A 13,990-nucleotide genomic window follows, 5' to 3' on the forward strand; every position below is an offset into this window, starting at 1 on the left:
AGCGCTCAGCCCTCGATCTGGGACACGTCGCGGGCCGCGCCCGTGGACGCCGACGTCGCCATCGCCGCGTAGGCGCGCAGCGCGGCGCTCACCGGGCGGTTGCGGTCGCGCGGCCGGTAGCCGCCGAGGTCGGCGAGCAGCTTCTCGCGCCTGATCTCCAGCTCGTCGGCGGGGACGTCCAGCTCCAGGACGCGGTTCGGGATGTCGATCACGACGCGGTCGCCGTCCTCGACGAGGGCGATGACGCCGCCGCCCGCCGCCTCGGGGGAGGCGTGCCCGATCGACAGGCCGGACGTCCCGCCGGAGAACCGGCCGTCGGTGATCAGCGCGCACGCCTTGCCGAGCCCGCGGCCCTTGAGGAAGCTCGTCGGGTACAGCATCTCCTGCATGCCGGGGCCGCCCTTCGGGCCCTCGTAGCGGATCACGACGACGTCCCCGGCCTTGATCTTTCCGCTGAGGATGCCCTCGACCGCGTCGTCCTGCGACTCGAACACGACGGCGGGGCCGGTGAACGTCCAGAGCTCCTCGTCCACCCCGGCGGTCTTGACGATCGCGCCGTCGGGGGCGATGTTGCCGCGCAGGACGGCGAGCCCGCCGTCGGCGGTGTAGGCGTGCTCGACCGAGCGGATGCAGCCGTTCTCGCGGTCGAGGTCGAGCGACTCCCAGCGGGCGCTCTGGCTGAACGCCGAGGTGGTGCGGACGCCGCCGGGCGCGGCGTGGAACAGCTCGACCGCCTCGGGCAGGACGTCGGGGGAGCGGACGTCCCACTTGGCGACGAACTCGTCCATGGTCGCCGAGTGGATCGAGTGCGCGTCGCTGTGCAGCAGCCCGGCCCGGTTCAGCTCGCCGAGCAGGGCGGGGATGCCGCCGGCGCGGTGGCAGTCCTCGACGTGGTACTTGCCGGTCGCCGGGGCCAGCTTGCAGACGCACGGCACGCGGCGGGACAGCTCGTCGATGTCGGAGAGCCCGAAGTCGGCGCCCGCCTCGGTCGCGGCGGCGAGCAGGTGCAGGATCGTGTTGGTGGAGCCGCCCATCGCGACGTCCAGGACCATGGCGTTGGCGAAGGCGTCGCGGGTCGCGATGTTCAGCGGCAGGACGGAGTCGTCGTCGCCGTCGTAGTAGCGGCGGGCGACGTCGACGACGGTGCGGCCCGCGTCCTCGTAGAGGCGGCGGCGGGCGGTGTGCGTGGCGAGGACGGTGCCGTTGCCGGGCAGCGCCAGCCCGATCGCCTCGGTGAGGCAGTTCATCGAGTTCGCGGTGAACATGCCGGAGCAGGACCCGCAGGTCGGGCAGGCGCTCTCCTCCATCTCCAGCAGCTTCTCCTCCGACAGGGAGGAGTCGGCGGACGCGATGATCGGGTCGATGAGGTCGAGCTTGTTGCCGTCCATCACGCCCTCGACCGGCTTGCCCGCCTCCATCGGCCCGCCGGACACGAACACCGTCGGGATGTTGAGGCGCAGCGCCGCCAGCAGCATCCCCGGCGTGATCTTGTCGCAGTTGGAGACGCAGACGAGCGCGTCCGCGCAGTGCGCGTTGACCATGTACTCGATCGCGTCGGCGATCACCTCGCGGGACGGCAGCGAGTACAGCATCCCGTCGTGGCCCATGGCGATGCCGTCGTCGACGGCGATCGTGTTGAACTCGCGGGGCACCCCGCCCGCCTCGCGGACGGCCCCGGCGACGACCTTGCCGACCTCGTCGAGGTGGACGTGGCCCGGCACGAACTGGGTGAAGCTGTTCGCCACCGCGACGATCGGCTTGCCGAAGTCCTCGCGTTCGACGCCGCTGGCGCGCATGAGGGCGCGCGCGCCCGCCATGTTGCGGCCGTGGGTGACGGTGCGTGACCTGAGCGGTGGCATGTTCGGGACCTCTCCAAGCTGGGGCGGGCGTGCCCTGCGTGTGTGTGCCGTGCGCGCGGTCGCGGGCCGCGCGGACGTGGGCGCGGCGGGCGAGGCGCCGTACTGGGATCGCAGCGGCGGGTCGCGGCGCTGCCGCCGGCTCAGCGGAGGTTCGCGCGGCGGGCCGGTGTCCAGTCGATGCTACCAACCGCCGGCCGCCGTCGAATCGCCCGAAGACGTGCGGAAAGCCGGGACGCGGGACGTCCCGGCCTCTCCGTCGTACCGGTATGCGGGGCGGACACCGGTCCGCCGTGATCGTCGCGGCCGCGCGGGGCGGGCGCGGATCGTCCGGGCGGCCCGGGGAAGTCGGGCCGCGCCGGTCCTCAGTCGGGGTACTTCGGCGGAAGGGCCTGCTCGGCCGCCTGGAAGATCCGCTGGACGTCGCCGTCCGTCAGGATCTTCGGACGGCGCCGCAGATAGGCCCGCGCCCGGTTGCCCGCGTAGACGTCCACGTCCCTGACCCGCATGACCTTCCACGGGATGGACGGTCCGTAGATCGCCACGGACGGCTGCACCGGGACGTCGAACCCGACCTCCTCGCCGAGGATGTTGCTGGCCATCTGCGCTTCCCAGCGGGCCTCGTCGAGGCGGTCCTTCTTGTTGAAGGGGCCGTGGAAGAGCTTGAGGTGGGACATGGTGCGCACGGGGAGACGCTTGTCCCACTTCTCGGAGTCGATGGCGTAGACGCCGCTCGGGCCGATGACCAGGTGGTCGATCCGCCCGTCGCTGACGCCCTCGTCGTCGCGCGGGACGGCCCGCGCGTGCAGCACGAGGTATCCGTTGCGCTGCAGGGATTTGAGCTGCTTCTCGGTCCGCCGTTCGGCCGCCGACGACTTCTGCCAGGCGGTGACGGTGGAGTCCGTGCGGGAGCGGCGGACGATGTCCGCGATCACGACGAGGACCGCGAGTGTGAGGCCGAGCCGCCAGCCGGCGACGAGCCCGACGACGGCGCCCGCGCCGACCGCGACGCCGCCCCGCCACAGCCACCGGCGGGTCCGGGGGTCGTCGAGCACGGTCGCGCCCGGGTTCTCCTCGGGTTCCTCGGGACGCTCCTTCACCGGAGCCTGGTGATGGTGCTCACGCATTTCCTCTGCCGCCGCCTCGTCCGACCCGGCCGTGGGCTGCGCCCTGGCCGCCTGCGTATTGCCCCGCTCCATGGTCGCCATGGTGACGCTCCGTATTCCTTTCCCTTCGGGGGCATGATCCTCCGTGCGCAGAGTAATCATCAGTCCGGTTGGCGACTAGTCATGCCGGGTTAATAGTTTTGTCGCCGCGCGTGAGTGATTCACTGCCGTCAGGGATGGGTACGTAAGTATTCTTCTCCTTTCGACCGCTGCATGCTGCCTGCCCTTTTTGATGCCCGCGCACACGGCGTCTAGCGTTCCGGTCTGTGACACAACCTCATGACCTCAGCGCCACCCGCATGGCGGCGGCCGTCCGCACCAGGGAAGTATCGCCGGTCGAGCTCACCGACCACTATCTGGCCCGCATCGAACGGCTCGACGCGCAGGTCGGCGCTTACGCGACGGTCACCGCGGAGCGGGCCCGCGAGGAGGCCAGGCTCGCGGAGAAGGCGGTCCTGGACGCCGCCGACCCGGCGGAGCTGCCGCCGCTGCACGGCGTCCCCGTCCCGGTGAAGGACCTGAACCTCGTCGACGGCGTCCGGACGACCTTCGGCTCGGCCGTGTACGCCGACCTCACCGGGTTCGCCGACGACAACGTCGTGACCCGGCTCAGGGACGCGGGCTCGGTCCTGCTCGGCAAGACGGCGGCGCCGGAGTTCGGGCTGCCCTGCTACACCGAGGGCGCGGTGTCCCCGCCCGCGCGGACGCCGTGGGACACCTCCCGGTCGGCGGGCGGGTCCAGCGGCGGGGCCGCGGCGGCGGTCGCGGCCGGGCTGGCGCCGGCCGCGCAGGGCAGCGACGGCGGCGGGTCGATCCGCATCCCGAGCAGCGTGTGCGGGCTCGTCGGGATCAAGCCGACCCGCGGCCGGGTGTCGCACGGGCCGATCGTCCCGGACCTTTTCGGGCTGTCCGCGAACGGGCCCATCGCGCGGACCGTCCGCGACGCCGCCCTCCTCCTGGACGTGATGGCGGGCCACATGCCCGGCGACCTGTACGCCGCGCCGCCGGTCGACGGAACGTTCTCCTCCTACGCCGAGCGTCCGCCGGGACGGCTCCGGATCGCGCGCGGCATCCAGCCCGCCGTCCCCGACGCCGAGGTGCATCCCGACTGCGTCGCCGCCTACGAGGAGGCGTCCGCGCTGCTGGAGGAGCTGGGGCACGAGGTCGTGGAGCTGCCGCAGGTGTTCGGGCCCGACCTCGTCCCGCACTTCGAGACGCTCTGGGGCGTGATGGCGACGCTGACTCCCGTCGCGGAGGAGAGCGAGCACCTCCTCCAGCCGCTGACCCGCTGGCTCCGGGCGCGCGGCGAGGCGACCGGCGCGCCGCGGCTGCTCCAGGCGCACGCCGCGCTGCAGGGCGCGCTCCGGGCGGCGTTCCCCGTGATGGACGAGTTCGACGCCATCCTGCACCCGACCCTGGCCCAGCCGCCCGCCCCGGTCGGCTACTTCCACGACCAGGAGCCCGCCGAGAACTTCGAGCGGCAGAAGCGGTTCACGCCGTTCTGCGCGATGTACAACATCTCGGGCCAGCCGTCGGTGAACGTGCCGCTGCACTGGAGCGGCGACGGGCTGCCGATCGGGATCATGCTGTCCGGGCGGCTCGGCGGCGAGGGGACGCTGATCTCGCTGTCCGCCCAGCTTGAGGAGGCCCGTCCCTGGATCGACCGGAAGCCCCCGATCTGGACGGCGTGACCCAGCCCGCACCGGGCATGGTGCAGGGATGGCCGACGAACTGACCAGGCTGGCCGAGTACCACGGCGTGGCGACCCACTACGACGACTGGCGGGGGCGCGCGGTCACCGTCGCGCCGGACACGCTCGTCGCGGTGCTGGCCGCGCTCGGGGTGGACGCCTCGTCCCCGGCCGGCGTCCGCGACGCGCTGGAGCGGGAGCGGGCCCGGGAGGACGCGCTGCCGCCGACCCTCGTCGTCCGCCGCGGGGACGGGAGCGCGACCGGCCCGGTCCTCGCCGAGCTCCGCCGCTACCTCGGGCAGGGCGAGGACGCCGAGGTCGAGATCGAGATCTGCGGCGGCGAGCCGTCCGGGCCGGGGTTCGAGCCGCTGGCGCAGCGGGTCGACGTGCCGTCCGGCTGGCACCGGCTGCGCGTCCGCCGCCTCCGCGACCGGCATCCGGTCCACGTGCAACTGCTGGTGGCGCCCGCGGCGCTCGGGCCGCCGCCGCGCGCCTGGGGGTTCACGGCGCAGCTCTACTCGGTGCGCTCGCGCGCGTCCTGGGGCCTCGGCGACCTGCGCGACCTGGCCGACCTCGCGGCCTGGTCCGGACGGACGCTCGGCGCGGGCTTCGTCCTGGTCAACCCGCTGCACGCGACCGAGCCCGTCCCACCGGTCGGGCCGTCCCCGTACTCGCCCGCGAGCCGCCGCTTCCCCTCGCCGCTCTACCTGCGGGTCGAGGACATGCCCGAGTACGCCGCGCTGCCCGCGGACGACCGGGAGCGGTTCGCGGCGACCGCCGCCGAGCTGCGCGCGGGCACGGGCCCGCTCGACCGGGACGCGGTCTGGGCGGCCAAGCTCGCGGCCTTCGAGACGATGTACCGCGCCCGCCGGGACGCCCCCGACACGGCCTTCGAGGAGTTCCGCCGCCGCGAGGGCCCGGCGCTCGCCCGCTTCGCGACCTGGTGCGCGATCAGCGAGGAGCAGGGGACGTCCGACTGGCGGCGCTGGCCGTCCGCGCTCCGGCGGGCGGGCGACCACGCGGTCGTGGACGATCCGTCCCGGCACGCCCGCGCCCGGTTCCACGAATGGCTCCAGTGGCGGCTGGACGGGCAGCTCGCGGCGGCGCAGCGGGCGGCCCTGGACGCGGGGATGGCGGTCGGGATCGTCCACGACCTGGCGGTCGGCGTCCCGCACGGCAGCGCCGACACGTGGGCCGACGAGTCCCTGTACGCGCCGGGGATCAGCGTCGGCGCGCCGCCGGACGAGTTCAACCAGCGCGGCCAGGACTGGGGCCAGCGGCCGTGGCGCCCGGACGCGCTCGCCCGCGGCGGCTACGCGCCGTTCCGGGAGCTCGCGGCGGCGGCGCTCCGGCACGCGGGCGGCATCCGCCTGGACCACGCCATGCAGGTGTCGCGGCTGTGGTGGGTGCCGGAGGGCGCGTCCCCGGCGGACGGCACCTACGTCCGCTACGACCGCGACGCGCTGCTCGGCTGCCTGACCTGGGAGGCTGAGCGGTTCGGCGCGGTGGTGGTCGGGGAGGACCTCGGCACCGTCGAACAAGGGCTGCGCGACGAGCTGACGAAGCGGGGCGTGTTCGGCACGTCCCTGCTCTGGTTCGAGCGCGACGGGTCGGGGCGTCCGAAACCGGCGGAGCGGTGGCGGGAGGCGTCCCTCGCCACGGTCGGGACGCACGACATGCCGCCCATCAGCGGGTTCGTCCACGGCGACCACATCGACCTGCGCGACCGGCTCGGACTCCTCACCCGCCCCCGCGCGGACGAGGAGGAGGACCACCGCCGCACGCTCTCCGGCTGGCTGGACGTCCTGCACGAGGAGGGCCTGCTGGACGCCGCGCCCGACGAGGTCATGCAAGCCCTCGCGGACGGCTCCACCGCCTACGACGAGCGGATCGTGACGGCGCTCCACGACTTCCTGACCCGCACCCCGGCCCGCCTCGTCGGCATCTCCCTCGCCGACGCCGTGGGGGAGCGCCGCACCCAGAACCAGCCCGGCACCACCGACGAGTACCCGAACTGGCGCGTGCCCCTCGCCGACGCGGACGGGACGCCCGTCCTGTTGGAAGATCTCGAAGCCCGCGCCCTGAACCTCTTCAGCCGAGCGCCGAAGTGATCCGCTTCGTCACGTCGTGGAGGAGCGTGTCGGGACGCAGGTCAGCGGCGGCGATCGCCGAGAACAGCGCGGGCAGGCCGGGCAGCGGATAGGGGTCCTCGTCCGCACCCGCCAGGGCCGCCTTGCCCAGCGGCTGGTGGGCGAGTGACGTGCGGGCCCGCGTCCACGCCGACTGGACCTCCTCCGGCGACGGCACCCCGAAGCCGTGCCCGACCGGTGCGGCGTGCCGCAGTTTGACGAGCGCGCCGTCGGTGAAGTCGGCGGCGAGCCGGCACCGGCCGGCGAGGTCGGCGCGGACGAGGTCGTCCAGCCGGGTCACGACCGTGCAGGGCGTGCGGCAGCGGGCCGCGCAGTCGCCGAGCGCGGCGGCGACCTGGCTGTGCTGGCGGTCCAGGTAGGCGCGCCAGCCCGGCCCCGGCTCCCGCGACACGCGGAGCGTCCGCTCGCAGGCGGCGCGCTCCGGCCGGGTGTGGTCGCACATCCGCGGCGTCCCCGGGTCGACGGGGACGCCGAACCGGCTGCCCTCCCCGTTCACCGCCGCGCCGATCCTGGCCGGGTCGCCGGCGTGCCCGAGGACCGGCTCCCAGGCGAGCATCGGCAGGTACTCGCTGGCGATGTGCACGGCCGCGACCAGCGCCGCCATGTCCCGCCGGGACCAGCGGACCGCGATGACCTCCAGCAGCAGCGAGTACGCGGGCCGCAGGCTGGCGAGCGCCCCGCGCGGCCGCTCCCGCGCCGTCTGCGGCATCCGGCTGGCCCGCGCCCGGTCGAGCAGGACGGACGGGACCTCGCCGACGTCCTCGGGCATGCCGAAGTCCTCGGCGTCGAGGTCGAGGACGCGCTGCCCGAACGCGCAGAGCGCCGCGACCCTGGTGGACCTGCCGGTACGGCCGTCCGCGGCCAGGGCGCCCTGCGTGATCAGGGCCTCCAGGTCGCCGAAGGCGTACCGGCTCGCCAGCGCGGTGAGAACGTCCCGAGCCGTCTTCACATCGACCCCTCCCCATGGCCCCGGCGGTGCCGCCGTCCCCGTGACCATGTAACGATCGCACGGTCACGGGGCACCTGCACAGGGTCATACATACCGGGTCAGGCCGGGTCAGGACGCGGTGGCGTCCTTCGCGCGGGCGCGCAGCGCGCGGGCCACCCCGTCGCGTCCCTCCGACAGCAGCCGGGCGAGCGCGGGCGGCGGCTTCTCGTCGGCCAGGTACGCCTCGGTGCGGTCGATCGTGGACTGCTCGATCACGAGGAACGGGTAGGCGGCCTCGGCGAACGTCTGGGACATGTCGCTGGACCACTCCTTCCACACCCGTCCGACCTCGGCGAAGTACCGGTCGACGTAGGGGACGAGCAGCGCGGCCTGGTCGGGCTCGACGAACCCGCCGAGCGTCGCCCGGTACACCGCGTTCGGCAGGTCGCCGGACACGATCCGGTCCCACGCGGCGGCCTTGGCCTCGGCGGACGGGATCGCCGCCGCGCACGCGGCGGCGTGCCGCTCGCCCGCGGCCGTCCGGTCGCGCTCGTGCTCGGCGTCGATCTCGGCCTGGCCCGCCCGGCCGGTGATGACGAGGCGGCGCAGCAGGGACCAGCGCAGGTCGGTGTCGACGGTGAGCCCGTCGAGGACCTGGGATCCGTCCAGCAGCCCCTGCACGAACGCCAGGTGCTCGTCGGACACCGCCGACGCCGCGAACGCCTGCGTGTAGGCGAGCTGGAAGTCCGAGCCCGCCTCGGCGTCGCGGGCGAGCGCCGACAGCGTGTCCGCGAGCAGCGCGAGGCCCTCCTCGCGCCAGCCCGGGTCGGCGTACTGCTGGACGGCCGTCCGCGCCTGCCGCAGCAGCGTCTGCGTGACCGAGATGTCGGTGACGCCGCTGATGCCCTTCGCGACCAGCCGGATGTAGTCGCGGGTCGCCATCTCGGCGTCGCGGGCCATGTCCCACGCCGCCGACCAGCACAGCGCCCGGGGGAGGCTGTCCTTGATCTCGCCGATGTGCTCGACCAGCGTCCGCTGCGAGTGCTCGTCGAGCCGGATCTTGGCGTAGGTGAGGTCGTCGTCGTTGACCAGGACGAGGTCGGGCCGCTTGCGCCCGACGAGCTGCGGCACCTCGGTGCGGGCGCCGACCACGTCCAGCTCCACCCGCGCACGCCGGACGAGCCCCTCGTCCGCCCGGTCGTAGAGCCCGATGGCGAGGCGGTGCGAACGCAGCGTCGGGTAGTCGGGCTTCGCCTCCTGGAGGACGGTGAACGACGTGAAGTTCCCGTCCGCGTCGACCTCGTACTCCGGGCGCATGGTGTTGACCCCGGCGGTCTCCAGCCACTCCTTCGACCACGCGGCGAGGTCGCGTCCGGACCTCTCCTCCAGCGCGCCCAGCAGGTCCGTCAGGACCGTGTTGCCCCACGCGTGCTGGTCGAAGTAGCTCCGCACGCCCTCCAGGAAGTTGTCGAGGCCGACGTACGCCACGAGCTGCTTCAGCACGGACGCGCCCTTGGCGTAGGTGATCCCGTCGAAGTTCACCTCGACCGCGCGGATGTCGGGGATGTCGGCGGCGATCGGGTGCGTGGACGGCAGCTGGTCCTGCCGGTACGCCCACGCCTTCTCCAGGTTCGCGAACGTCGTCCACGAACCCTTCCACTTCGTGGCCTCCGCCTGGCACAGGACGCTCATGTACGTGGCGAACGACTCGTTCAGCCATAGGTCGTCCCACCAGCGCATGGTGACGAGGTCGCCGAACCACATGTGGGCCATCTCGTGCAGGATCGTCTCGGCGCGGCGCTCGTACGCCGCGTCCGTGACCCTCGAACGGAAGACGTAATCCTCCAGGAAGGTCACCGCCCCCGCGTTCTCCATCGCGCCCGCGTTGAACTCGGGCACGAAGAGCTGGTCGTACTTGCCGAACGGGTACGGGCGGCCGAACACCCGCTCGAAGTATTCGAAGCCCTGGCGGGTCACGTCGACGATCGCGTCCGCGTCGAGGTGCTCGGCGAGCGACGCCCGGCAGTACACGCCGAGCGGGATGGCGGTGCCGTCCGCGCGGCGGTACTCGTCCCGGACGACGTGGTACGGCCCCGCGATGAGCGCCGTGATGTACGTGGAGATCTTCGGGGTGGGCGCGAAGCGCCACGTCCCGCCGCCGGCCGACTCGGCGGCCTCGTTCGTGACGACCTCCCAGTTCTCCGGCGCCTTGACGGTCAGCTCGAAGGTCGCCTTGAGGTCGGGCTGGTCGAAGCAGGTGTACATCCGGTGCGCGTCGGCCGTCTCGAACTGCGTGTAGAGGTAGACGCTGTCGTCGACCGGGTCCACGAACCGGTGCAGGCCCTCACCCGAGCGCGAGTACGCGCAGTCGGCCACGACACGGAGCTCGTTGTCGGCGGCGAGGCCGGGCAGCGGGACGCGCCCCTTCTCGGCGTCGTAGGACGCGGGGTCCAGCGCGTTCCCGTTCAGCGTCACCTCCCGCACGACGGCGCCGTGCAGGTCGATGAACGTCGACGCGCCGGTCTCGGCGCTCCCGAACCGCACCACCGTGGTGGAGCCGAACCGCTCACTGCCCGTCGTCAGGTCCAGTTCGACCGTGTACGACTCGACGGCGAGCAGCCGGGCCCTTTCCCGCGCCTCGTCGCGCGTGAGGTTGCCTGCCACATGAACTCCTCGGTCGGCTTTATCGTCTGGTGCCCCCATGTCTACCAACCGGACGGCGATCCGGCCCGCCCCGCCACGGTCTTGGGGTCCCCTCGCGCGACCGGGAATCAGGACGGGCGACCCCCGGTTGTCGCATTCACGTACCTGGTACAGGCCAAGGAGGCAGACGTTGACGACCGACGAGCGCACGCCGGTGGACTTTTGGTTCGATCCCCTCTGCCCGTGGGCGTGGATCACGTCCCGCTGGATCCTGGAGGTGGAGCGGCAGCGCCCGATCGACGTGCGCTGGCATGTGATGAGCCTCGCCGTCCTCAACGAGGACAAGGACATCCCCGAGGAGTACCGCCGCGGGCTCAAGGACGCGTGGAAGCCGGTGCGCGTCTGCATCGCAGCCGAGCAGAAGTACGGCCCTGAGGTGCTGGGACGCCTCTACACGGAGATGGGCACCCGCCGCCACCACGAGCGGCAGAAGTTCGACCGCGAGTTCCTGGAGGCGTCGCTGACGGCGGCCGGGCTGGACCCGTCGCTCGCCGCGGCGGCCGAGTCGACCGACTTCGACGACGCGGTCCGCGCGTCGCACAAGGACGGCATCGACCGGGTCGGCCAGGAGGTCGGCACCCCGGTGATCGAGGTCGAGGGCCATGCCTTCTTCGGCCCGGTCGTCACCCCGATCCCGCGCGGCGAGGCCGCCGTCAAGCTCTTCGACGGCGTCCTGGCGGTCGCCTCCACCGACGGCTTCTTCGAGCTCAAGCGGACCCGCACCAGGGACCCGATCTTCGACTGACCGGGCGACTGACCGGCCGACTGGCCGGGCGCCCGTCGGAGTGCCGGAGGGTGCCGCCACGGTGACGTAGTTGCGACTTAGTTGCAACTACTAGGGCGATGCCCTCAAACTGGTCCTATCGAAAACGGGTAGGGGCGGTGAAGCATGCACGTACCGGACGGATTCATCGATGCGCCGGTGTCGGTCGCGACCGGTGCGGTCGCGGTCGTCGGGGTGGGGATCGCGCTGCGCGGCGCCAGGCGGGAGCTGGACGACCGCACGGCGCCGCTCGCCGGGCTGACCGCCGCGTTCGTGTTCGCCGCGCAGATGCTCAACTTCCCGGTCGCGTCCGGGACGAGCGGGCATCTGCTCGGCGGGACGCTCGCCGCGATCCTCGTCGGGCCCTACACGGGCATCCTGTGCGTGTCGGTCGTCCTGCTCATGCAGGCGCTCCTGTTCGCGGACGGCGGCCTCACCGCGCTCGGCGTCAACATCACCACGATGGCGCTGGCCACGGTCATCGTCGGGTACGGGCTGTTCCGGCTGCTGGTGCGCGTGCTGCCGAAGACGCGGGCCGCGGCGGCCGGGGCGTCGTTCGCCGCCGCCGTCGTCTCGGTCCCCGCCGCCGCCGTCATGTTCACGCTGATCTACGCCCTCGGCGGGACGGCGGACGTGTCGATCGGCAAGGTCGCCACCGCGATGATCGGCGTGCACGTGCTGATCGGCATCGGCGAGGCGCTGATCACGGCGGTGACGGTGTCGAGCGTGCTCGCCGTCCGGCCCGACCTCGTGTACGGGGCGCGCGACCTGATCAAGCCGCTGGAGCTGCGCACCGCGGGACGTCCCGCCGGTTCCGCCGACGGGCCGGCCGAGCCGTCCCGGGTCTGAGAGGAGCGTTCCGATGACCACCAAGAGGTTCTTCGCGGGGTTCCTGATCGTCTCGCTCATCCTCGCCGGGATCGTCAGCTACTACGCCAGCGGCAACCCGGACGGGCTGGAGAAGGTCGCGGCCGACAAGGGCATCTCCGCCAAGGAGAAGGACCACTCCCTCAAGGACTCGCCGCTCGGCGACTACGGCGTCAAGGGCGTCGACGACGCGCGGCTGTCGGGCGGGCTGTCCGGCGTGATCGGCGTCGGGGCCGTCCTGCTGGTCGGCGGGGGGCTGTTCTGGGCCGTCCGGCGGCGCGGGGGCGCCGCCGCTCCGGAGCCGGCTAAGGCGTCGGCCGAACCGTCCCGGAAGGGCTGATGGGCGCCGGGCACGCGCACCGGCTGTACGTGCCCGGAGACTCGCCGGTGCACCGCCTGCCGCCGCAGTGCAAGATCGTCGCCGTTCTCGCGTTCGTGCTGCTGGTCGTGGCCACGCCCCGGGAGGGCATCTGGGCGTTCGGCCTGTACGCGGTGCTGCTCGCGGTCGTCGCCGCGACCGCCCGCGTCCCCTTCCTGACGGTCGCGCGCCGCATCGTGATCGAGGTGCCGTTCGTCGCGTTCGCGTTCCTCATGCCCTTCGTCGCGAACGGCGAGAAGATCGGCGTCCTGGGGCTGCGGCTCAGCGAGAGCGGGCTGTGGGGCGCCTGGAACATCCTCGCCAAGGGGACGCTCGGCGTCGTCGCGTCGATCCTGCTCGCCGCCACCACCGAGCCCCGGCTGCTGCTCCTCGGCATCGAGCGGCTGCGGATGCCGCAGCTCATCACGCAGATCGCGACGTTCATGCTGCGCTACGGCGACGTCGTCACCGCCGAGCTCGGCCGGATGAAGGTCGCGCGGGCGTCCCGCGGCTTCGAGGCCCGCGACGTCCGCGCCACGCGGGTGCTCGCGAAGTCGATCGGCGCGCTGTTCCTGCGCTCGTACGAGCGGGGCGAGCGCGTCCACCTCGCCATGGTGAGCCGCGGCTACGACGGGCGGATGCCCGTGACGCACGACGTCGGCGCGTCCGCCGTCCAGTGGACGGCCGCCGCCGCGCTGCCCCTCGCCGCCGCCCTCGTGACGCTGGCTGCTTGGATGGTGCCATGACCGCGCAAGCGCCGCCGTCGCTGGAGGTGACGGGCCTCGCCTACGCCTATCCCGACGGCACGCAGGCGCTCTACGGCGTCGACCTGACGGTCGGGCGCGGCGAGCGCGTCGCCCTCCTCGGGCCGAACGGGGCCGGGAAGACGACGCTCGTCCTGCACCTGAACGGCATCCTGCACGGCGGCCTCGGCGGGGTGCGGGTCGGCGGCCTGCCCGTCGACCCGAAGGACAAGAAGGCGCTGCGGGAGATCCGCCGCCGCGTCGGCATCGTCTTCCAGGACCCCGACGACCAGCTCTTCATGCCGACCGTCCGGGAGGACGTCGGGTTCGGCCCCGCGAACCTCGGCCTGCGCGGCCCCGAGCTGGACCGCCGGGTCCGCGACGCGCTGACCCGCGTCGGCATGCTGGACGTCGCCGACCGCCCGCCGCAGCACCTGTCGTTCGGGCAGCGCCGCCGCGTCGCCGTCGCGACCGTCCTCGCGATGGAGCCGGAGATCCTCGTGCTGGACGAGCCGTCCTCCAACCTCGACCCGGCGAGCCGCCGCGAGCTGGCCGAGATCCTCCTCGGCCTGGACGTGACCGTCCTGATGGTCACGCACGACCTGCCGTACGCGGCCGAGCTGTGCCCGCGCTCGGTGATCCTGTCCGGCGGCGTCATCGCCGCGGACCGTCCGACCCGGGACCTGCTGACCGACGCCGACCTGCTCGCCGAGCACCGGCTCGAACTGCCGTTCGGCTTCGACCCGGCGGCCGCCGTCCGCTGATC

At 73.1% G+C, this 13,990-nt stretch carries 11 protein-coding genes; 7 read left to right on the forward strand and 4 right to left on the reverse strand.

Going from position 1 to position 13,990, the window contains the following annotated elements; translation table 11 throughout:
• Positions 1 to 5: 5 nt before the first annotated feature.
• Together ilvD and FXF65_RS31375 are read right to left on the reverse strand one after the other, a co-directional pair.
• A complete protein-coding gene (ilvD, locus tag FXF65_RS31370; protein WP_148353659.1) occupies positions 6 to 1,859 on the reverse strand; it encodes a dihydroxy-acid dehydratase in 1,854 nt (617 codons plus the stop codon).
• Between the two features lie 362 nt (positions 1,860 to 2,221).
• Positions 2,222 to 3,064, reverse strand: a complete 843-nt coding sequence (locus tag FXF65_RS31375) for a nuclease-related domain-containing protein (RefSeq protein WP_246199252.1) — start codon at positions 3,062 to 3,064, stop codon at positions 2,222 to 2,224.
• Positions 3,065 to 3,288: 224 nt separating this feature from the next.
• Here FXF65_RS31375 and FXF65_RS31380 point away from each other — a divergent pair, with 224 nt between their 5' ends.
• Together FXF65_RS31380 and malQ are read left to right on the forward strand one after the other, a co-directional pair.
• On the forward strand, positions 3,289 to 4,713 hold the full coding sequence (locus FXF65_RS31380) for an amidase (protein ID WP_187412595.1): 1,425 nt from the start codon (positions 3,289 to 3,291) through the stop codon (positions 4,711 to 4,713).
• 28 nt (positions 4,714 to 4,741) lie between these two features.
• A complete protein-coding gene (malQ, locus tag FXF65_RS31385) occupies positions 4,742 to 6,823 on the forward strand; it encodes a 4-alpha-glucanotransferase (protein WP_148353660.1) in 2,082 nt (693 codons plus the stop codon).
• Here the strand turns inward: malQ and FXF65_RS31390 are convergent.
• Positions 6,804 to 7,811 (reverse strand): hypothetical protein, encoded by a 1,008-nt coding sequence (locus FXF65_RS31390; protein WP_148353661.1) that lies wholly within the window; start codon positions 7,809 to 7,811, stop codon positions 6,804 to 6,806. The two genes, malQ and FXF65_RS31390, sit on opposite strands and share 20 nt — an antisense overlap.
• A 108-nt stretch (positions 7,812 to 7,919) precedes the next feature.
• Complete coding sequence (gene pepN / locus FXF65_RS31395) at positions 7,920 to 10,454, reverse strand: aminopeptidase N (RefSeq protein ID WP_148353662.1); 2,535 nt, start codon at positions 10,452 to 10,454, stop codon at positions 7,920 to 7,922.
• A 169-nt stretch (positions 10,455 to 10,623) separates the two neighbouring features.
• Between pepN and FXF65_RS31400 the strand changes: the two genes are divergently transcribed.
• The 5 genes from FXF65_RS31400 (at position 10,624) to FXF65_RS31415 (ending at position 13,988) form a co-directional block, all read left to right on the forward strand.
• Complete coding sequence (locus FXF65_RS31400) at positions 10,624 to 11,238, forward strand: mycothiol-dependent nitroreductase Rv2466c family protein (protein WP_246199253.1); 615 nt, start codon at positions 10,624 to 10,626, stop codon at positions 11,236 to 11,238.
• A 144-nt stretch (positions 11,239 to 11,382) separates the two neighbouring features.
• Positions 11,383 to 12,105 (forward strand): energy-coupling factor ABC transporter permease, encoded by a 723-nt coding sequence (locus FXF65_RS31405; RefSeq protein ID WP_222868815.1) that lies wholly within the window; start codon positions 11,383 to 11,385, stop codon positions 12,103 to 12,105.
• A 13-nt stretch (positions 12,106 to 12,118) separates the two neighbouring features.
• The gene (locus FXF65_RS44860; RefSeq protein ID WP_222868816.1) at positions 12,119 to 12,463 is read left to right on the forward strand and encodes a PDGLE domain-containing protein; all 345 of its coding nucleotides are present in this window, start codon (positions 12,119 to 12,121) and stop codon (positions 12,461 to 12,463) included.
• A complete protein-coding gene (gene cbiQ, locus FXF65_RS31410; RefSeq protein ID WP_148353664.1) occupies positions 12,463 to 13,227 on the forward strand; it encodes a cobalt ECF transporter T component CbiQ in 765 nt (254 codons plus the stop codon). The genes FXF65_RS44860 and cbiQ overlap by 1 nt, the downstream gene beginning before the upstream one ends.
• Positions 13,224 to 13,988: an energy-coupling factor ABC transporter ATP-binding protein gene (locus FXF65_RS31415; protein ID WP_148353665.1), complete on the forward strand. Its 765-nt coding sequence runs from the start codon at positions 13,224 to 13,226 to the stop codon at positions 13,986 to 13,988. The genes cbiQ and FXF65_RS31415 overlap by 4 nt, the downstream gene beginning before the upstream one ends.
• Positions 13,989 to 13,990: the final 2 nt, after the last annotated feature.

The organism is Actinomadura syzygii (assembly GCF_008085905.1).
Lineage (GTDB): Bacteria > Actinomycetota > Actinomycetes > Streptosporangiales > Streptosporangiaceae > Spirillospora > Spirillospora syzygii.